The sequence below is a fragment of the Streptomyces sp. ISL-66 genome, from assembly GCF_018614135.1.
Classification (GTDB): domain Bacteria; phylum Actinomycetota; class Actinomycetes; order Streptomycetales; family Streptomycetaceae; genus Streptomyces.
In genome coordinates this window covers 66,066-85,279 of sequence record NZ_JAGGOW010000001.1, presented here as the reverse complement: position 1 = coordinate 85,279, position 19,214 = coordinate 66,066, and the positions used below count along the sequence as shown (strand labels likewise).

General features: G+C 68.9%; 17 protein-coding genes and 1 tRNA gene. 10 read left to right on the top strand and 8 right to left on the bottom strand.

All coding sequences use genetic code 11. The features are described 5' to 3' along the window. Positions 1 to 67 precede the first annotated feature (67 nt). From J7E97_RS00395 to rpmH, 8 genes are all read right to left on the bottom strand, one after another. Positions 68 to 1,162 carry a ParB/RepB/Spo0J family partition protein gene (locus J7E97_RS00395; RefSeq protein ID WP_215021230.1) on the bottom strand — a complete coding sequence of 365 codons (1,095 nt, stop codon included), beginning with the start codon at positions 1,160 to 1,162 and terminating at the stop codon, positions 68 to 70. Further along, complete coding sequence (locus J7E97_RS00390) at positions 1,159 to 2,250, bottom strand: ParA family protein (RefSeq protein WP_215021229.1); 1,092 nt, start codon at positions 2,248 to 2,250, stop codon at positions 1,159 to 1,161. Before J7E97_RS00390 ends, J7E97_RS00395 begins: the two co-directional genes overlap by 4 nt. Positions 2,251 to 2,467: 217 nt before the next feature. Beyond that, on the bottom strand, positions 2,468 to 3,229 hold the full coding sequence (rsmG, locus tag J7E97_RS00385) for a 16S rRNA (guanine(527)-N(7))-methyltransferase RsmG (protein ID WP_215021228.1): 762 nt from the start codon (positions 3,227 to 3,229) through the stop codon (positions 2,468 to 2,470). 87 nt (positions 3,230 to 3,316) lie between these two features. Next, complete coding sequence (locus J7E97_RS00380) at positions 3,317 to 3,826, bottom strand: R3H domain-containing nucleic acid-binding protein (RefSeq protein ID WP_215021227.1); 510 nt, start codon at positions 3,824 to 3,826, stop codon at positions 3,317 to 3,319. A 15-nt stretch (positions 3,827 to 3,841) separates the two neighbouring features. Continuing rightward, a complete protein-coding gene (yidC, locus tag J7E97_RS00375) occupies positions 3,842 to 4,948 on the bottom strand; it encodes a membrane protein insertase YidC (protein ID WP_215021226.1) in 1,107 nt (368 codons plus the stop codon). A gap of 3 nt (positions 4,949 to 4,951) precedes the next feature. Continuing rightward, a complete protein-coding gene (yidD, locus tag J7E97_RS00370) occupies positions 4,952 to 5,233 on the bottom strand; it encodes a membrane protein insertion efficiency factor YidD (RefSeq protein ID WP_215021225.1) in 282 nt (93 codons plus the stop codon). Next, positions 5,230 to 5,604, bottom strand: coding sequence for a ribonuclease P protein component (gene rnpA, locus J7E97_RS00365; protein ID WP_215021224.1), 375 nt, complete (start codon positions 5,602 to 5,604; stop codon positions 5,230 to 5,232). The genes yidD and rnpA overlap by 4 nt, the downstream gene beginning before the upstream one ends. Before the next feature lie 22 nt (positions 5,605 to 5,626). Continuing rightward, the gene (gene rpmH / locus J7E97_RS00360; protein WP_008741645.1) at positions 5,627 to 5,764 is read right to left on the bottom strand and encodes a 50S ribosomal protein L34; all 138 of its coding nucleotides are present in this window, start codon (positions 5,762 to 5,764) and stop codon (positions 5,627 to 5,629) included. Between the two features lie 360 nt (positions 5,765 to 6,124). Here rpmH and dnaA point away from each other — a divergent pair, with 360 nt between their 5' ends. The 10 genes from dnaA to J7E97_RS00310 all read left to right on the top strand — a co-directional run bounded on the left by dnaA (position 6,125) and on the right by J7E97_RS00310 (position 19,060). Beyond that, positions 6,125 to 7,945: a chromosomal replication initiator protein DnaA gene (gene dnaA / locus J7E97_RS00355; protein ID WP_215021223.1), complete on the top strand. Its 1,821-nt coding sequence runs from the start codon at positions 6,125 to 6,127 to the stop codon at positions 7,943 to 7,945. Between the two features lie 879 nt (positions 7,946 to 8,824). Continuing rightward, positions 8,825 to 9,955: a DNA polymerase III subunit beta gene (gene dnaN, locus J7E97_RS00350; RefSeq protein WP_215021222.1), complete on the top strand. Its 1,131-nt coding sequence runs from the start codon at positions 8,825 to 8,827 to the stop codon at positions 9,953 to 9,955. Between the two features lie 193 nt (positions 9,956 to 10,148). Then, complete coding sequence (gnd, locus tag J7E97_RS00345) at positions 10,149 to 11,024, top strand: phosphogluconate dehydrogenase (NAD(+)-dependent, decarboxylating) (RefSeq protein WP_215021221.1); 876 nt, start codon at positions 10,149 to 10,151, stop codon at positions 11,022 to 11,024. Between the two features lie 104 nt (positions 11,025 to 11,128). Continuing rightward, the gene (gene recF / locus J7E97_RS00340; RefSeq protein ID WP_215021220.1) at positions 11,129 to 12,319 is read left to right on the top strand and encodes a DNA replication/repair protein RecF; all 1,191 of its coding nucleotides are present in this window, start codon (positions 11,129 to 11,131) and stop codon (positions 12,317 to 12,319) included. Continuing rightward, positions 12,316 to 12,867, top strand: coding sequence for a DUF721 domain-containing protein (locus tag J7E97_RS00335; protein ID WP_215021219.1), 552 nt, complete (start codon positions 12,316 to 12,318; stop codon positions 12,865 to 12,867). Before recF ends, J7E97_RS00335 begins: the two co-directional genes overlap by 4 nt. Before the next feature lie 350 nt (positions 12,868 to 13,217). After that, the gene (gene gyrB, locus J7E97_RS00330; RefSeq protein WP_308346115.1) at positions 13,218 to 15,275 is read left to right on the top strand and encodes a DNA topoisomerase (ATP-hydrolyzing) subunit B; all 2,058 of its coding nucleotides are present in this window, start codon (positions 13,218 to 13,220) and stop codon (positions 15,273 to 15,275) included. A 40-nt stretch (positions 15,276 to 15,315) separates the two neighbouring features. Next, entirely contained in the window at positions 15,316 to 17,955 is a 2,640-nt protein-coding gene (gene gyrA, locus J7E97_RS00325; protein WP_215021217.1) for a DNA gyrase subunit A, read from the top strand. Positions 17,956 to 18,041: 86 nt separating this feature from the next. Further along, positions 18,042 to 18,587 (top strand): DUF3566 domain-containing protein, encoded by a 546-nt coding sequence (locus tag J7E97_RS36750; RefSeq protein WP_374224089.1) that lies wholly within the window; start codon positions 18,042 to 18,044, stop codon positions 18,585 to 18,587. Between the two features lie 118 nt (positions 18,588 to 18,705). Next, a tRNA-Ile gene (locus J7E97_RS00315) sits at positions 18,706 to 18,779 on the top strand. Positions 18,780 to 18,925: 146 nt separating this feature from the next. Further along, positions 18,926 to 19,060, top strand: a complete 135-nt coding sequence (locus J7E97_RS00310; protein ID WP_208809277.1) for a DLW-39 family protein — start codon at positions 18,926 to 18,928, stop codon at positions 19,058 to 19,060. Positions 19,061 to 19,214 lie beyond the last annotated feature (154 nt).

Sequence of the window (19,214 nt, the reverse complement as noted above, 5' to 3'; positions counted from 1 at the left end):
AGCAAGGCAAAGGGGCGGGCCGCACCGGTTCTCACCGGCACGACCCGCCCCTCGACTCGACCGTGGGCTACTCCCCGGAGAGTCCCTGGTCCAGCACCCGGCCCTCGCCCGGCGCCAGCGTGCCCAGAATCCGCTCCAGGTCCTCCATCGAGGCGAACTCGACGGTGATCTTGCCGCGCTTCTGACCCAGGTCCACCTTCACCCGCGTTTCGAACCGGTCCGACAGCCGCGTCGCGAGCTCGCTGAGCGCCGGGGAGACCCGGGCGCCCGCCCTCGGGCCCTTGGGCTTCACCGCGCCGGCCGTTTCCGCCCCCATCAGGGAGACGATCTCCTCGACCGCGCGCACGGAGAGCCCCTCGGCCACGATCCGATGCGCCAGCCGGTCCTGCACCTCGGAGTCGTCCACCGAGAGCAGGGCCCGCGCATGGCCGGCCGACAGCACGCCCGCCGCCACCCGCCGCTGCACGGACGGAGACAGCTTCAGCAGGCGCAGCGTGTTCGAGACCTGCGGACGCGAACGCCCGATCCGGTCCGCCAGCTGATCGTGCGTGCACTTGAAGTCCTGGAGGAGCTGGTCGTACGCGGCCGCCTCTTCCAGCGGGTTCAGCTGAGCCCGGTGCAGGTTCTCCAACAGCGCGTCCAGCAGCAGCTTCTCGTCGTCCGTAGCGCGGATGATCGCCGGGATGCGCGGCAGGCCGGCCTCCCGGCACGCCCGCCAACGCCGCTCGCCCATGATCAGCTCGTAGCGACCCGGGGCCGCCTGGCGAACCACCACCGGTTGGAGCAGGCCCACCTCCTGGATGGAGGTCACCAGCTCGGCCAGTGCGTCCTCGTCGAACACCTCTCGCGGCTGGCGCGGGTTCGGCGTGATCGAGTCCATCGGAAGCTCCGCGAACGTCGCTCCCGCCACTTCCCCGATCTCCGGGGCCGCGGCCCGCTCCGGCTCGCCCGCCGCCGGGAACGCCGCCGATGTTTCACGTGAAACATCGGCCTGCGCCAGCGCGGCCAGCTTCGCCGCGGCGATTCCCCGCTCGGAGTTCAGCACCGGCACGGCCGACGGGGACGTCGAACCGGAACCGATCACCGGGGGCGTCTTCTCCTGCGGAGCCGCGGGAATCAGCGCGCCGAGCCCCCGCCCCAGACCCCTACGTCGCTCACTCACTGGATCCCCTCCGCCATGCTCTGCGTGTGGTTCGTTCCCGCACCCAGATGGGGGTGCTGGGGGTCGTACTGGATTCCGGCCCCGCGCAGCGCGATCTCCCGCGCCGCCTCCAGATAGGAGAGGGAACCGCTGGAGCCCGGATCATAGGTCAGTACCGTCTGGCCGTAACTCGGGGCCTCGGAGATGCGGACCGACCGCGGGATGCTCGTGCGCAGCACCTCCTTGCCGAAGTGAGTGCGCACCTCCTCCGCCACCTGCGAAGCCAGCCGGGTCCTGCCGTCGTACATCGTCAGCAGGATGGTGGACACGTGCAGGGTGGGGTTCAGGTGGGCCCGCACCAGATCGACGTTGCGGAGCAGCTGACCCAGCCCTTCCAGCGCGTAGTACTCGCACTGGATCGGGATGAGCACCTCGGCGCCCGCGACCAGGGCGTTCACCGTCAGCAGGCCCAAGGAGGGAGGGCAGTCGATCAGGATGTAGTCGAGCGGCTGCTCGTACGCCTGGATGGCCCGCTGGAGGCGGCTCTCGCGTGCCACGAGGGAGACCAGCTCGATCTCGGCACCCGCCAGGTCGATCGTGGCGGGGGCACAGAACAGCCCTTCCACATCGGCCACCGGCTGGACGACCTCCATCAGCGGTCGGCTGTCCACAAGCACGTCGTAGATGGACGGCACGTCCGCGTGGTGGTCGATGCCCAGCGCCGTGGAGGCGTTGCCCTGGGGGTCGAGATCCACGACCAGGACGCGCGCACCGTGCAGGGCCAGGGAAGCGGCCAGATTCACGGTCGACGTGGTCTTTCCCACGCCGCCCTTCTGGTTGGCCACCACCATGATCCGGGTCTGCGCGGGGCGGGGCAGGCCCTCGCTCGCACGTCCCAGGGCCTCCACCGCGATCTGGGCGGCACGGCCGATGGGCGTGTCTTCGTTGTCTACAAGCGGCGGGGCCGATGTTTCACGTGAAACATCCTCACCCGGCGATTCAGAGCGGGGACCGGGGACCGGATCGGCCATCGGCCCCGCGAGGTTGGCGTCTGACCGCACGGTGTCACTCTCCTCGGCATCAGGCTCGCGATGAACAGAGCCTGCCATGTCGCCGCGGGCGCGAACCAGCGGGGCCCGTACTCCTGTGGATGAATCCACCGTTGTGGACAACTCCGTCCCCCCTTCGTCCTTGCGGTGACGGGGGGACGCAGCCGCACGACCGCGGCTGATGATTCCGTGCAGCAGAGAGCGACGTTTCACGTGAAACACGATGCCCGGACGGAGTCATCCGGCCCCTACGACACTCCGAATGGAGCGTCAGGGGTCAGCGGCGCCGACGCGTACGGCTCACCCGGGCCGCCTTGGCCCGCTTCGCCGCGAACCTCACGCCTCCCGGGCTCTCGCCGACCTCGACCCGCACCACGGTCGAGAGCGGATCCACGATCCCCTCACCGACGTGCAGCACCGAGGTCTTCACCACACCGAGCTTGGTGAGCGCGGACTTCGCCGCGATCAGCTCCTCCTCGGCGGTATCGCCCTTCAGTGCCAGCATTTCGCCGTACGGGCGCAGCAGGGGCACGCCCCAACCAGCGAGCCGGTCCAGCGGAGCGACGGCCCGAGCCGTCACCACGTGCACCGGCTGGAGCTTTCCGAGGACCTCCTCGGCCCGCCCCCGCACGACCGTCACATGGTCGAGCCCCAGCATCTCCACGACTTCCTGAAGGAAGTTCGTGCGGCGCAGCAGCGGCTCCAGCAGCGTGATCTTCAGGTCCCGGCGGACCAGCGCCAGCGGAATGCCGGGCAGACCGGCGCCCGAACCCACGTCGCAGACGGTCACGCCCTCGGGCACGACCTCCGAGAGCACGGCGCAGTTCAGCAGGTGCCGCTCCCACAGCCGCGGTACCTCACGCGGCCCGATGAGGCCCCGCTTGACTCCCGCGTCCGCCAGCAGCTCCGCGTACCGCACGGCTTCCGGGAAATGTTCGCCGAATACCGCACGCGCCTCTTCGGGCGCCGGGGGCGCTTCTTCAGGCGTCAGGGGAAGCTCAGCTGCCTCCGTCACGGGGACCGTCCTTCCGTACCGCATGGTGTGAAAAACCACGTCGTCACTGCCAGGCTGACAAACATCGGCCCCGCCTGCGATACAGACGGGGCCGAACACTCACGCTTCCGGTCAGGCCGGGAGCACGACGACGAAGCGCTGCGGCTCCTCGCCCTCGGACTCGCTCCGCAGACCGGCGGCCGCCACGGCGTCGTGGACGACCTTCCGCTCGAAGGGGGTCATCGGAGCCAGCTTCAGGGGCTCGCCCGACGCCTTCACGTCGTCCGCGGCCTTGGCACCGAGCACCGCCAGCTCCGCGCGCTTCTTCGCCCGGAACCCGCCGATGTCCAGCATCAGCCGGCTGCGGTCCCCGGTCTCCCGGTGCACGGCGAGGCGGGTGAGCTCCTGGAGGGCCTCCAGCACTTCACCCTCGCGGCCCACGAGCTTCTGCAGGTCGCGCGCGGAGTCGCTGACGATGGAGACCGAGGCGCGGTCCGCCTCGACGTCCATGTCGATGTCGCCGTCCAGGTCGGCGATGTCCAGCAGACCCTCGAGGTAGTCGGCCGCGATCTCGCCCTCCTGCTCGAGGCGGGTCAGGGTGTCGCCACCCTCAGCGGCGGCGGTGGTGGTGCCTTCCGTCACGGGAGGGGCTCCTTCTTACTTCTTGGAAGAGGGCTTGCTGGGGGGCGTCTGACGCTGCGACTTGCTCTGCCGCTTGGGCTGCTGCCGCTTCTGCAGACCGCCACCGGCCGCATCCGCGTCGACGGTCGCCTCGACGCTCTTCGTCACCGAGCCGTCCGCCTGGGCGGCCATGCCCTGCTTGGTCAGTGCGGTGATGAACTTGCGCTCGTTGTCGTTGCGGTCCGGGCCCTTGGCCACGATCGCCGCGACGATCTTCTTCTTGCTCCGGCCCTTGATCGCGCCGTGGGTGGCGACGTGCTTCAGCAGGCGGGTCAGGTACTGGTCCTGGGCCTTGCTTCCGGGGGTCGGGTTCTGGTTGATCACGTACATCTGCTGACCCATGGTCCACAGGTTCGTGGTCATCCAGTAGACGAGGACGCCGACGGGGAAGTTGATGCCCATGACGGCGAAGATCAGGGGGAAGACGTACATCAGCATCTTCTGCTGCTGCATGAAGGGCGTCTTGACCGAGAGGTCGACGTTCTTCTGCATCAGCTGGCGCTGCGTGTAGAACTGCGACAGCGACATCAGAACGATCATGATGGCGGTGACCACGCGCACGTCGGTGATCGAGGCGCCCAGAGCGGCGACCTTGTCCGCGCTGTCCGTGAACTTGGAAGCCAGCGGAGCACCGAAGATGTGCGCGTTACGGGCGCTCTCCAGCAGCGCGCCGTCGATCTCGCCGATCGGCTTGCCGTTCGCGATGCCGGCGAGCACGTGGTAGAGCGCGAAGAAGAACGGGGACTGCGCCAGGATGGGAAGGCACGAGGAGAGCGGGTTGGTACCCGTCTCCTTGTACAGCTTCATCATCTCTTCGGACTGGCGCTGCTTGTCGTTCTTGTAGCGCTCCTGGATCGCCTTCATCTTCGGCTGGATCGCCTGCATGCCGCGCGTCGCCTTGATCTGCTTCACGAAGAGCGGGATCAGACAGATGCGGATCAAGATCACCAGGGAGACGATGGAGAGGCCCCAGGCCCAACCACTGTCCGCGCCGAACATCGACCCGTACACCTTGTGGAACTGAACGATGATCCACGAGACGGGCGTGGTAATAAAGCTGAACAGACTGGCAATCGTGTCCACTAATCAGGCTCCTTGAGCATTGCGAGATCGACGCAACGCACTGCGCAGCTGCTCGTGCCAACGCGGGCGTTTACGGGGTGGGACGTGATCCACACCGCCCGGCGACCACGGATTGCACCGCAGGATCCGCCAGCCGGTCAGGACCGTCCCCTTCACCGCACCATGCCGGTCGATGGCCGTGTACCCGTAGTGCGAGCACGAGGGGTAGTAGCGGCACACCGGCCCGAGCAGCGGACTGATCGTCCACTGGTACAGCTTGATCAATGCGAGCAGCGGGTACTTCATCGAGCCACGCCTCCCAAGAGCCGCAGCAAGGCGGCATCCAGGTCCCGGGCCAGCTCGTCGAGACCGGCATCACCCGCTCCGGGCAGAGCCCGTACCACCACCAGGCTACCTGCGGGCAGCTGGGACAGCCGCTCGCGGACGAGATGGCGCAAACGGCGCTTGACCCGGTTGCGTACGACGGCGCCGCCGACGGCTTTGCTGACGACGAAACCCGCACGCGTCGAGGGATCGATCTCCCCCGACTCGTGCGGGTCCGTTGCACCGCTTGTACGTAGGTGTACGACGAGGAGCGGGCGACCAGCCCGACGGCCCCGACGTACCGCGCTCGCGAAGTCCTCGCGCCGCCTCAGCCGATTCTCGGGAGACAGCACGACGTCACGATCCGCCCGTCAGTTACGCGGAAAGGGCGGCGCGGCCCTTGCCACGACGGTTCGCGAGGATGGCGCGCCCGGCACGGGTACGCATCCGGAGACGGAAGCCGTGGGTCTTGGCACGACGGCGGTTGTTCGGCTGGAAGGTGCGCTTGCTCACTCGGGGGCTCCAGAGAATAAATCGTTGTGGCGGGACATCGCCTGGCTGTCACCGTGCGCCCACGAGGAGTAGAACTCGCGTGTTCGCCCGAGTGGCACCGCTAAACGATCACGATCAGTGACCTTCGCCCATCGGTAGGCAGGCGGCAGCAGCCATCGACAACTCGACCTCGTTACGGTACGCGCGGCTACGCCATCCGGTCAAACCGGGTCCGCGGGGCCGCACACTGTGCACAGGCTGTGGACAACGACTTGAACCGTACCCGTCGGCCTGACTACCGTTGCCTGACCCCGGATTTTTTGTCCCGACCGTCCCAAAGAACCACACATTCGTGGGACCCCCTGTGAGAGAGCGTGCTCTGTGGCTGACGTACCTGCCGATCTTGCCGCAGTGTGGCCAAGGGTGCTCGAGAAGCTCCTCGGTGAGGGACAGAACAGCATCGAGCCCAAGGACAAGCAGTGGGTCGAACGGTGCCAGCCCCTGGCTCTCGTGGCCGACACCGCACTGCTCGCCGTCCCCAACGAGTACGGCAAGCGCGTGCTCGAAGGCCGGCTCGCCCCGCTCATCAGCGACGCCCTCAGCCGTGAGTGCGGCCGCCCGATCCGGATCGCCATCACCGTCGACGACTCCGCGGGCGAGCCCGCACCCCAGGCACCGGGCGCGCCCTCCGGCCGCGATTCCTACGAGCCCTACGGCGGCCAGCGCCCCGGCGGTCACACCGGATCCGGAGGTCACACCGGTCCCACCTCCGGATCCGGCTCCTCCGACGACGAACGGCTCCCCACGGCCCGCCCCGCCTATCCGGACTACCAGCAGCAGCGCTCCGAGCCCGGCGCCTGGCCGCGCGGCGGCCAGCAGGACGACTACGGCTGGCAGCAGCCCCGCCTCGGCGGCTTCCCCGAGCGCGATCCGTACGCCTCCCCGCAGCCGGGCTACCTCCAGCAGTCCGAGCCCTCCTCCTACGACCAGGGCTCCTACGAACAGCAGAAGTACGAGCAGCAGTCGCGCCAGCAGTACGAGGGCCAGCAGCAGCGCCAGTCCCACGGGTACGAGCAGCAGCAGTACGAGCAGCCGGCCCCGCGCCCCGCGCCCAGCCGGCCCGCGCCCTCCGCCCCGTCGGGCGGCTCCACTTCGGGCCCGCTGGAGCCGACCGCCCGGCTGAACCCCAAGTACCTCTTCGACACCTTCGTCATCGGCGCCTCCAACCGCTTCGCGCACGCCGCCGCGGTGGCGGTCGCCGAGGCGCCGGCGAAGGCGTACAACCCCCTCTTCATCTACGGGGAGTCGGGCCTCGGCAAGACGCACCTGCTGCACGCCATCGGGCACTACGCGCGGAGCCTCTACCCCGGGACCCGGGTGCGGTACGTGAGCTCCGAGGAGTTCACCAACGAGTTCATCAACTCCATCCGCGACGGCAAGGGCGACGCCTTCCGCAAGCGCTACCGCGAGATGGACATCCTGCTCGTCGACGACATCCAGTTCCTCGCGAGCAAGGAGTCGACGCAGGAGGAGTTCTTCCACACCTTCAACACGCTCCACAACGCCAACAAGCAGATCGTCCTCTCCTCCGACCGGCCGCCCAAGCAGCTCGTCACCCTGGAGGACCGGCTCCGCAACCGCTTCGAGTGGGGCCTGATCACGGACGTCCAGCCGCCCGAGCTGGAGACCCGCATCGCGATCCTGCGCAAGAAGGCCGTCCAGGAGCAGCTCAACGCCCCTCCGGAGGTCCTGGAGTTCATCGCCTCCCGCATCTCGCGCAACATCCGCGAGCTGGAGGGGGCGCTGATCCGGGTCACGGCCTTCGCGAGCCTGAACCGGCAGCCGGTCGACCTGGGCCTGGCCGAGGACGTCCTGAAGAACCTGATCCCCGGCGGCGAGGACAGCGCGCCCGAGATCACCGCCAGCGACATCATGGCCGCCACCGCCGACTACTTCGGCCTCACCGTGGACGACCTCTGCGGCTCCTCGCGCAGCCGCGTGCTCGTCACCGCCCGGCAGATCGCCATGTACCTGTGCCGTGAGCTCACGGACCTCTCCCTGCCCAAGATCGGGGCGCAGTTCGGCGGCCGCGACCACACCACCGTCATGCACGCGGACCGCAAGATCCGCGCCCTGATGGCGGAACGCCGCTCCATCTACAACCAGGTAACGGAGCTCACCAACCGCATCAAGAACGCCTGACACGGGTCCCGTGAAGGGCCTTACGGGCGCCGTCAGGCCTCCCCAAAACGCTTTCAGAGGGCGCTCCCGGGTCACTTCGGGGGGCGCCCTTCTTCGTGCGTGCGCCCCCGATCTGTTCGAATACGCCCCCTTGGAGCCAAGTCATCCACAGATCGGGCGACTTTCTTCCGTCCACACCCTGGGGACGGCCCGCGTCGCCCACAAAACTATCCACAGGGCCCAGGCATGAGACACCATCAGGGCTGGTCAGCCCCCTGTGGAATTGTGAGCAACCGTTGTCCACAGGCTGTGGACAGAATTTTCATCCACAGGCCCGTCCACCGCGTTGTCCACCGGCGGTCCACAGCTTGCGGTGTCCTGTGCACAGGATCAGACGACTTCCCCACACCGTTGTCCACTGTTCGGCAACGAAGGAGCCCCTCTCACCGCCCCGAGTGAAAGCGGTCACACTGAAGTCGACGTTTGGGTTGTGGAGTACTCGGGAAAACCTGGGGACGCACCTGTGGAGTAATCGGGGTCACCTGGGGACGGCCTGTGCAGAACTTTTCGTTCTCCACAGAGACACGGGGTTGTCCACCGGTGTCACCCACAGGGTGTGGGGATAAAAAACGCGGCCTGACCTGCGAAAACGGGCTTATCCACCGTTTCCACAGGCCCTACTACTACCCCCATAGAGAGAGAAGCCGGTTTCGGTTTTCAAGCAGGCCCTGTGCACAACTCGGTGGATCGGCCTCCCCAACACCTCGCTCCCGACTTGACCGCCAGCAGCGACGACTGTCGGCGCCGTAGGTCAGACTGGTCCCCGGCATCGGTCGAGGCATCGACGAGCCGACGACGAAGGCCGGCAGACGAGCGAGCAACAGCAGGAGGCGGTTTCCGGTGAAGATCCGGGTGGAGCGCGACGTACTCGCGGAGGCGGTGGCCTGGGCTGCTCGTAGCCTCCCGGCCCGGCCGCCGGTGCCCGTTCTCGCGGGCCTGCTGCTCAAGGCCGAGGAGGGCAAGCTGTCCCTCTCCGGCTTCGACTACGAGGTCTCGGCCCGCGTCTCCGTCGAGGCCGACGTCGAGGAGGACGGCACCGTCCTGGTGTCCGGCCGGCTGCTCGCCGACATCTGCCGCGCCCTGCCCAACCGGCCGGTGGAGATTTCCACAGACGGTGTACGGGCGACCGTGGTCTGCGGCTCCTCCCGGTTCACACTCCACACCCTGCCTGTGGAGGAGTACCCGGCGCTGCCGCAGATGCCCACCGCGACCGGCACCGTGCCCGGCGAGGTCTTCGCCTCCGCCGCCGCCCAGGTCGCCATCGCCGCCGGCCGCGACGACACGCTGCCCGTGCTGACCGGTGTCCGCATCGAGATCGAGGGCGACCGCGTCACCCTGGCCTCCACCGACCGCTACCGCTTCGCGGTCCGCGAGTTCCTGTGGAAGCCCGAGGACCCGCAGGCCTCCGCCGTGGCCCTGGTCCCCGCCAAGACGCTGCTGGACACCGCCAAGTCGCTCACCAGCGGCGACACGGTCACCATCGCGCTGTCGGGCTCCGGCAAGGGCGAGGGCCTCATCGGCTTCGAGGGCGCCGGCCGCCGCACCACCACCCGCCTCCTCGAGGGCGACCTGCCGAAGTACCGCACGCTCTTCCCGACCGAGTTCAACTCCGTCGCGGTGATCGAGACCGGCCCGTTCGTCGAGGCCGTCAAGCGCGTGGCCCTGGTGGCCGAGCGCAACACCCCGGTCCGCCTAAGCTTCGAGCAGGGCGTGCTGATCCTGGAGGCCGGCTCCTCCGACGACGCACAGGCTGTGGAGCGCGTCGACGCGAAGCTCGAGGGCGACGACATCTCGATCGCCTTCAACCCGACCTTCCTGCTGGACGGCCTGAGCGCGATCGACTCGCCGGCCGCGCAGCTCAGCTTCACGACCTCGACCAAGCCCGCGCTGCTCAGCGGCCGCCCGGCCGTCGACGCCGAGGCCGACGAGGCGTACAAGTACCTGATCATGCCGGTCCGCCTCTCCGGCTGAGGCCGCGAGACAGCAAGCACATCGTCGGGCCCGGTCACGCTTCCCGCGGGGCCGGGCCCGACGTCGTCCCTCCGGGCCGCCCGGAGTGCCCGTGGAGCCCGGCCCCGCGGCCCGGCGTAGGCTCGGGACGGGGAAGGTCCCGGGCACCCGGGGCCCCCGGCACAGACGGCCACAACGCTTAAGGAACCACCTGATGGAGCTTGGTCTCGTCGGTCTCGGCAAGATGGGCGGCAACATGCGCGAGCGCATCTGCCGCGCCGGCCACACCGTCATCGGATACGACCGCAACCCGGACCTCGCCGATGTCCACAGCCTGCGGGAACTTGTGGACAGCCTGCAGGCCCCCCGCGTGGTGTGGGTGATGGTCCCGGCGGGGGCGGCGACCCAGTCCACCGTCGACGAGCTCGGCGAACTGCTCTCGCCCGGCGACATCGTCGTCGACGGCGGCAACTCGCGCTGGACCGACGACGAGAAGCACGGCGCCGAGCTGGCCGCCAAGGGCATCGGGTTCGTGGACTGCGGCGTCTCGGGCGGTGTCTGGGGCCTGGAGAACGGCTACGCGCTGATGTACGGCGGCGACAAGGAGCACGTCGCGGTCGTCCAGCCGATCTTCGACGCCCTCAAGCCCGAGGGTGATTTCGGCGCCGTGCACGCCGGCAAGATCGGCGCCGGCCACTTCGCGAAGATGGTTCACAACGGCATCGAGTACGCCATGATGCAGGCCTACGCCGAGGGCTGGGAGCTCCTGGAGAAGGTCGACTCGGTCACCGACGTCCGCGAGGTCTTCCGGTCCTGGCAGGAGGGCACGGTCATCCGTTCCTGGCTGCTGGACCTGGCCGTGAACGCGCTGGACGAGGACGAGCACCTGCAGCAGCTGCGCGGCTTCGCGCAGGACTCGGGCGAGGGCCGCTGGACGGTCGAGGCCGCGATCGACAACGCCGTGCCGCTGCCGGCGATCACCGCCTCGCTCTTCGCCCGCTTCGCGTCGCGCCAGGACGACTCCCCGCAGATGAAGATGATCGCCGCGCTGCGCAACCAGTTCGGCGGCCACGCGGTCGAGAAGAAGTAATCCACAGCCGCTCCACAGCTGTGCACGGCCGGACGGCGGTGGACGGCTGGGGACGGCGGAGCAGCAGCACAGAACAGCAGGAAGCCGGGGGAGGTCGGCGCCGCATGCATGTTTCGCATCTCTCGCTGGCCGACTTCCGCTCGTACGCCCGGGCCGAGGTTCCCCTCGACCCGGGCGTCACGGCTTTCGTGGGTCCCAACGGCCAGGGCAAGACGAACCTGGTCGAGGCGATCGGCTACCTCGCGACCCTCGCCAGCCATCGCGTCTCCGCCGACGCGCCACTGGTGCGGATGGGCGCTGACCGGGCCGTCATCCGGGCCGCCGTCACGGAGGGCGAGCGGCAGCAGCTCGTGGAGCTGGAGCTGAATCCGGGCCGGGCGAACCGGGCCCGCATCAACCGGTCCTCGCAGGTCAGGCCCCGGGACGTGCTGGGCATCGTACGGACGGTGCTGTTCGCCCCCGAGGACCTGGCCCTGGTCAAGGGCGACCCGGGGGAGCGGCGCCGCTTCCTCGACGAGCTCGTGACGGCCCGCTCGCCGCGCATGGCGGCGGTCCGCTCGGACTACGAGCGGGTGCTCAAGCAGCGCAACACCCTGCTGAAGTCGGCGGCGATGGCCCGCCGGCACGGCGGCCGCTCCATGGACCTGTCCACCCTCGACGTGTGGGACCAGCACCTCGCGCGCACGGGCGCCGAACTGCTGGCGCAGCGTCTCGGTCTGATCGCGACGCTGCTGCCGCTGGCGGACAAGGCGTACGAGCAGCTCGCGCCCGGCGGTGGCCCGCTCGGGATCGCGTACAAGTCCTCGGCCGCCGCCGAGGCCGTCGGTGAGGCGGGCGTGGCGGACGGTACCGGCGCCGGGTCCGGCGCTGCCGCTGACGGCGGCGGGGCCCCCACCCGCGAGGCGCTGTACGAGGTGCTGCTCGGCGCGCTGGCCGACGTGCGCAAGCAGGAGATCGAGCGCGGGGTGACCCTGGTCGGCCCGCACCGCGACGACATGACGCTGCGCCTGGGCGACCTGCCGGCCAAGGGGTACGCGAGCCACGGGGAGTCCTGGTCGTACGCGCTGGCGCTGCGGCTGGCCTCCTACGAGCTGCTGCGCTCCGAGGGCGGCGAGCCGGTGCTGATCCTCGACGACGTGTTCGCGGAGCTGGACGCGCGGCGCCGGGAGCGGCTGGCGGAGCTGGTGGCGCCGGGCGAGCAGGTGCTGGTGACGGCGGCGGTCGACGACGACGTCCCGGGGGTGCTGGTCGGGACGCGGTTCGCGGTGTCCGGCGGTGAGGTGACCCGGTTGTGAGCGAGGACGAGCACGGCGGGGGCGGTGGCCCCCAGGAGCCCGCGCGGAAGGTCCCGGAGCCCTCGGGCGTGGACCTGGCCCGCCAGGCGCTGGCGGCCGCGAAGGAGGCGGCGCGCGCCCGGGGCAACGCCGCCACGGGCAAGAAGCGCCCGTACCAGCCGGGCCTGCGCTCGGGGGCCCGCGCGGACGGCCGGGACCCGATGCCGCTGATGGCGGCGCTGGACCGGCTGCGGACCGAGCGCGGCTGGGAGATGCCGATGGCGGTGGCGGGCGTGATGGAGCGCTGGCCCGAGATCGTCGGAGCGGACATCGCGGCGCACTGCGTGCCGGACCGGTACGAGGACCGCGAGCTGGTCGTGCGCTGCGACTCCTCGGCGTGGGCGGCGCAGCTGAAGCTGCTGGCCCCGCAGCTGGTGGCGCGGCTCAACACGGACCTGGGGCAGGGCACGGTCCGGCTGATCAAGGTGCACGGGCCGGGCGGCGGGCCGAAGCGGTACGGGCCCTGGCGGGCGCCGGGCAGCACGGGTCCCGGGGACAACTACGGGTGAGCGCCCGAGTGCCCGTACGGGTGGCCCGCGACCGGACGTACGCCCGTCGCGAACGCCTGTGCGGGTGGCGTCCCTCACCGTAGTGGGAGGTTGACAGCCCGAAGCGCTCAATGCCCGTGTGAGCCTCTTTGGGCCCCTGCCTGGATATGGGGAGTCGGAGAGAGGAGTTTCCGGGCGGCACATGCGGACTCAGGTACCGGCAAACGCCCATTCATGGGGGTGATGCCGGTAGACTGAACGAGAATCCCGCGCTTGCGCGGGATCCAGTCGAGTAAAGCTGACCACCGCTGACAAACGCAGATCGACGCAGCCGCTCCCGCTTGCATGCCTGCCGGCCCGGAGTACGGCCTGTGCTGTGCCAGAAAGGGCGCTTCGTGGCCGATTCCGGCAACCCCAACGACAACCAGTCCACAGTCGGCCAGAACGGCGAGGTCACGTCCTCGTACGACGCCAGTGCCATCCAGGTCCTCGAAGGCTTGGACGCGGTCCGCAAGCGGCCCGGCATGTACATCGGCTCGACCGGTGAGCGCGGGCTCCATCACCTCGTCTACGAGGTCGTCGACAACTCGGTCGACGAGGCCCTGGCCGGGCACGCGGACACCATCGACGTGACGATCCTCGCCGACGGCGGCGTGCGCGTGGTCGACAACGGCCGCGGCATCCCGGTCGGCATCGTGCCGTCCGAGGGGAAGCCGGCCGTCGAGGTCGTGCTGACGGTCCTGCACGCGGGCGGCAAGTTCGGCGGCGGCGGCTACGCCGTCTCCGGCGGTCTGCACGGCGTCGGCGTCTCCGTCGTGAACGCCCTGTCGACCAGGGTCGCGGTCGAGGTCAAGACCGAGGGCTACCGCTGGACCCAGGACTACAAGCTCGGCGTCCCGACGGCGGCCCTCGCCAAGAACGAGGCGACCTCCGAGACGGGCACCTCGGTCACCTTCTGGGCCGACGGCGACATCTTCGAGACCACCGAGTACTCCTTCGAGACGCTCTCGCGCCGCTTCCAGGAGATGGCCTTCCTCAACAAGGGCCTGACCCTCTCGCTGACGGACGAGCGCGAGTCGGCGAAGGCGACGATGGGCGCGGACACCGCCGAAGAGGCGGACGACCAGCAGGCGCGCACGGTCAAGTACCACTACGAAGGCGGCATCGTCGACTTCGTGAACCACCTGAACTCGCGCAAGGGTGAGCTGATCCACCCGACCGTCATCGACGTCGAGGCCGAGGACAAGGAGCGCATGCTCTCGGTCGAGATCGCGATGCAGTGGAACTCGCAGTACACGGAGGGGGTCTACTCCTTCGCGAACACGATCCACACGCACGAGGGCGGTACGCACGAGGAGGGCTTCCGTGCGGCTCTGACCGGTCTGGTGAACCGTTACGCGCGCGAGAAGAAGTTCCTTCGCGAGAAGGACGACAACCTCGCCGGCGAGGACGTCCGCGAGGGTCTGACGGCGATCATCTCGATCAAGCTGGGCGAACCGCAGTTCGAGGGCCAGACGAAGACCAAGCTGGGCAACACGGAGGCCAAGACCTTCGTGCAGAAGGTCGTCCACGAGCACCTCAACGACTGGTTCGACCGCAACCCGAACGAGGCCGCGGACATCGTCCGCAAGTCGATCAACGCGGCCACGGCGCGCGTCGCGGCCCGCAAGGCCCGCGACCTCACCCGCCGCAAGGGTCTGCTGGAGAGCGCCTCGCTGCCGGGCAAGCTGTCCGACTGCCAGTCGAACGACCCGGCCAAGTGCGAGATCTTCATCGTCGAGGGCGACTCGGCCGGCGGCTCGGCGAAGTCCGGCCGCAACCCGATGTACCAGGCCATCCTGCCCATCCGCGGCAAGATCCTGAACGTCGAGAAGGCGCGCATCGACAAGATCCTCCAGAACACCGAGGTCCAGGCGCTGATCAGCGCCTTCGGCACGGGCGTGCACGAGGACTTCGACATCGAGAAGCTCCGCTATCACAAGATCATCCTGATGGCGGACGCCGACGTCGACGGCCAGCACATCAACACCCTGCTGCTGACCTTCCTGTTCCGCTTCATGCGGCCGCTGGTCGAGGCCGGTCACGTGTACCTGTCGCGCCCGCCGCTGTACAAGATCAAGTGGGGCCGCGACGACTTCGAGTACGCGTACTCGGACCGCGAGCGCGACGCCCTGGTGGAGCTCGGCAAGCAGAACGGCAAGCGGATCAGGGAAGACTCGATCCAGCGCTTCAAGGGTCTGGGCGAGATGAACGCCGAGGAACTGCGCATCACCACGATGGACATCGACCACCGCGTGCTCGGCCAGGTCACCCTGGACGACGCCGCGCAGGCCGACGACCTGTTCTCGGTGCTGATGGGTGAGGACGTCGAAGCCCGGCGCTCCTTCATCCAGCGCAACGCCAAGGACGTTCGCTTCCTCGACATCTGAGTCGGCTCAGCTGACCGCCTGAAAGGACCTCTGACCAGCAATGGCCGACGAAACCACGCCCACTGCCGAGAACACCGAGGAAGAGCAGCCCGTCGTACGCATCGAGCCCGTGGGGCTCGAGACGGAGATGCAGCGCTCCTACCTCGACTACGCGATGTCCGTCATCGTCTCGCGCGCGCTGCCCGACGTACGGGACGGCCTCAAGCCCGTCCACCGTCGCGTGCTGTACGCGATGTACGACGGCGGCTACCGGCCCGAGAAGGGCTTCTACAAGTGCGCCCGCGTCGTCGGCGACGTCATGGGCACGTACCACCCGCACGGTGACAGCTCGATCTACGACGCCCTGGTCCGCCTGGCCCAGCCGTGGTCGCTGCGCATGCCGCTGGTGGACAGCAACGGCAACTTCGGCTCCCCGGGCAACGACCCGGCGGCCGCGATGCGCTACACCGAGTGCAAGCTCATGCCGCTGGCCATGGAGATGCTCCGGGACATCGACGAGGAGACCGTCGACTTCACGGACAACTACGACGGCCGCAACCAGGAGCCCACCGTCCTGCCGGCGCGGTTCCCGAACCTGCTGATCAACGGCTCCGCGGGCATCGCGGTCGGCATGGCCACCAACATCCCGCCGCACAACCTGCGCGAGGTCGCGGCCGGCGCCCAGTGGGCGCTGGAGCACCCGGAGGCCTCGCACGAGGAGCTCCAGGACGCGCTCATCGAGCGGATCAAGGGCCCGGACTTCCCGTCGGGCGCCCTGGTCGTGGGCCGCAAGGGCATCGAGGAGGCGTACCGGACCGGTCGCGGCTCCATCACGATGCGCGCCGTGGTCGAGGTCGAGGAGATCCAGAACCGCCAGTGCCTGGTGGTCACGGAGCTCCCGTACCAGACCAACCCCGACAACCTGGCGCAGAAGATCGCCGACCTGGTCAAGGACGGCAAGGTCGGCGGCATCGCCGACGTCCGCGACGAGACCTCGTCCCGGACCGGCCAGCGCCTGGTGATCGTCCTCAAGCGCGACGCCGTCGCCAAGGTCGTGCTGAACAACCTGTACAAGCACACCGACCTGCAGACGAACTTCGGCGCGAACATGCTGGCGCTGGTGGACGGCGTGCCGCGCACGCTGTCGATCGACGCCTTCATCCGCCACTGGGTGACGCACCAGATCGAGGTCATCGTCCGGCGCACGAAGTTCCGCCTGCGCAAGGCGGAGGAGCGCGCCCACATCCTGCGCGGTCTGCTCAAGGCGCTGGACGCGATCGACGAGGTCATCGCGCTGATCCGGCGCAGCAACACGGTCGAGATCGCCCGCGAGGGCCTGATGGGCCTGCTGTCGATCGACGAGATCCAGGCGAACGCGATCCTGGAGATGCAGCTCCGCCGCCTCGCGGCCCTGGAGCGGCAGAAGATCGTCGCCGAGCACGACGAGCTCCAGGCCAAGATCAACGAGTACAACGCGATCCTGGCCTCCGAGGAGCGCCAGCGGCAGATCGTCAGCGAGGAACTGGCGGCCATCGTCGAGAAGTTCGGCGACGACCGGCGCTCCAAGCTGGTGCCCTTCGACGGCGACATGTCCATGGAGGACCTGATCGCCGAAGAGGACATCGTCGTCACGATCACCCACGGCGGGTACGTCAAGCGCACCAAGACCGAGGACTACCGCTCGCAGAAGCGCGGCGGCAAGGGCGTGCGCGGCACGAAGCTGAAGCAGGACGACCTCGTCGACCACTTCTTCGTGTCCACCACCCACCACTGGCTGCTGTTCTTCACGAACAAGGGCCGCGTCTACCGGTCCAAGGCGTACGAGCTCCCGGACGCCGGGCGGGACGCGCGCGGTCAGCACGTGGCGAACCTGCTGGCCTTCCAGCCGGACGAGAAGATCGCCCAGATCCTCGCGATCCGCGACTACGAGGCGGCGCCCTACCTGATCCTGGCCACCAAGGGCGGCCTGGTGAAGAAGACGGCGCTCAAGGACTACGACTCGCCGCGTTCGGGTGGCGTCATCGCTATCAACCTCCGGGAGACCGAGGACGGCAGCGACGACGAGCTGATCGGCGCCGAGCTGGTGTCCGCCGAGGACGACCTGCTGCTCATCAGCAAGAAGGCGCAGTCGATCCGCTTCACGGCGACCGACGACGCGCTGCGCCCGATGGGCCGCGCCACCTCCGGCGTGAAGGGCATGAGCTTCCGCGGCGGGGACGAGCTGCTCTCCATGAGCGTGGTCCGCCCCGGTACCTTCGTCTTCACCGCGACCGACGGCGGCTACGCCAAGCGGACGCCGGTGGACGAGTACCGCGTCCAGGGCCGTGGCGGCCTGGGCATCAAGGCCGCGAAGATCGTGGAGGACCGCGGCTCGCTGGTGGGCGCGCTCGTGGTGGACGAAACGGACGAGATTCTCGCCATCACCCTCGGCGGTGGTGTGATTCGTACGCGAGTCAACGAAGTGCGGGAGACCGGCCGTGACACCATGGGCGTCCAGCTGATCAACCTGGGCAAGCGGGATGCCGTCGTCGGCATCGCCCGCAACGCGGAGGCCGGTCAGGAAGCTGACGAGATCGACGACAGCGAGACCGACAGCGAGACCGAGAACGAGACCGAGATCGGGACCGGAGCGGCCGTCGAAGGACAGGCCGCCGAGGCCGCCGGGGGCACGGAGCCTTCGGCTGGGGAGCACGAGGAGTAAGCGTGAGTGGAGCCACGGGCGCCGGACCGGCCGAGACTGGAGAGAACGGTGCCCGTGGCCCCGCCGCGGGCTCCCAGGGGGGAACTGTGACGGACACCCGAGGACCGCAGCCGCCTCAGTCGCCGCAGACGCAGGCCGGCCAGCAACAGCCCTACCACCCGCCGCAGGCGTACTCGGCGCCCTCGGGCGCCGGGGCGCCGCGCGGCGGCGGTGACCCGGGGGCGCAGCGCAAGCCGCGCCCCGGGGCCCGTACGGCGCCCAGGACGCGCAAGGCGCGCCTCAGGGTGGCCAAGGCCGACCCGTGGTCGGTGATGAAGGTCAGCTTCCTGCTGTCGATCGCGCTGGGCGTGTGCACGATCGTCGCGTCGGTGGTGCTGTGGATGGTCATGGACGCCATGGGCATCTTCTCCAGCGTCGGCGGCACGATCAGCGAGGCGACCGGCTCGAACGAGAGCAACGGCTTCGACCTCCAGAGCTTCCTGTCGCTGCCGCGCGTTCTGATCTTCACATCGGTGATCTCGGTCATCGACGTGGTGCTCATGACGGCGCTGGCGACCCTGGGCGCGTTCATCTACAACCTGTCGGCGGGCTTCGTCGGCGGTGTGGAGCTGACCCTCGCCGAGGACGAGTAGCCCGCTGCGGGGTCGTGGGGCGCAGGGGCGGATGACCTGCGCAGACGGGTCACGGCAACCAATTTTGGAGTCACCGGGTCTGTGCGCTAACCTTCAGAAGTCAGCGCGCAGCGCGGATGGGGCTATAGCTCAGTTGGTTAGAGCGCATCCCTGATAAGGATGAGGCCACAGGTTCAAATCCTGTTAGCCCCACAGTGTCGAAGACCCCCAGGCCCATGGCCCGGGGGTCTTCTTCGTAGGGCCAGTTGAGTGGTGGCCAGGTCACCGATCGGTATCGGTCGGTGTGTATTGTTGGGCGCCAGAAGTCTCCCTACGTCAACGAAAGACGAGGTCGCGCGGTGAAGAAGCTGCTCCTGGTCGCACTGGCCGCCATCGGCGGGCTCCTCGTGTACCGCCAGATCCAGGCGGACCGCGCCGAGCAGGACCTGTGGACGGAGGCAACTGACTCCGTGCCTTCTGGTTCCGGTGTGTGAGACCCGAGGTTGATCCCAGAGCCCCGACTGCCGCTGCGGTCGGGGCTTTGTGCTGCTGTGTGACGAAAAGTTGTAGTACGCAAAGATCCGGCTCGTGCCGGCGAACTCGGGGTGGGTGGGCGTGATGGGGCGGGTACGTCGGCGGGTTCGGCGG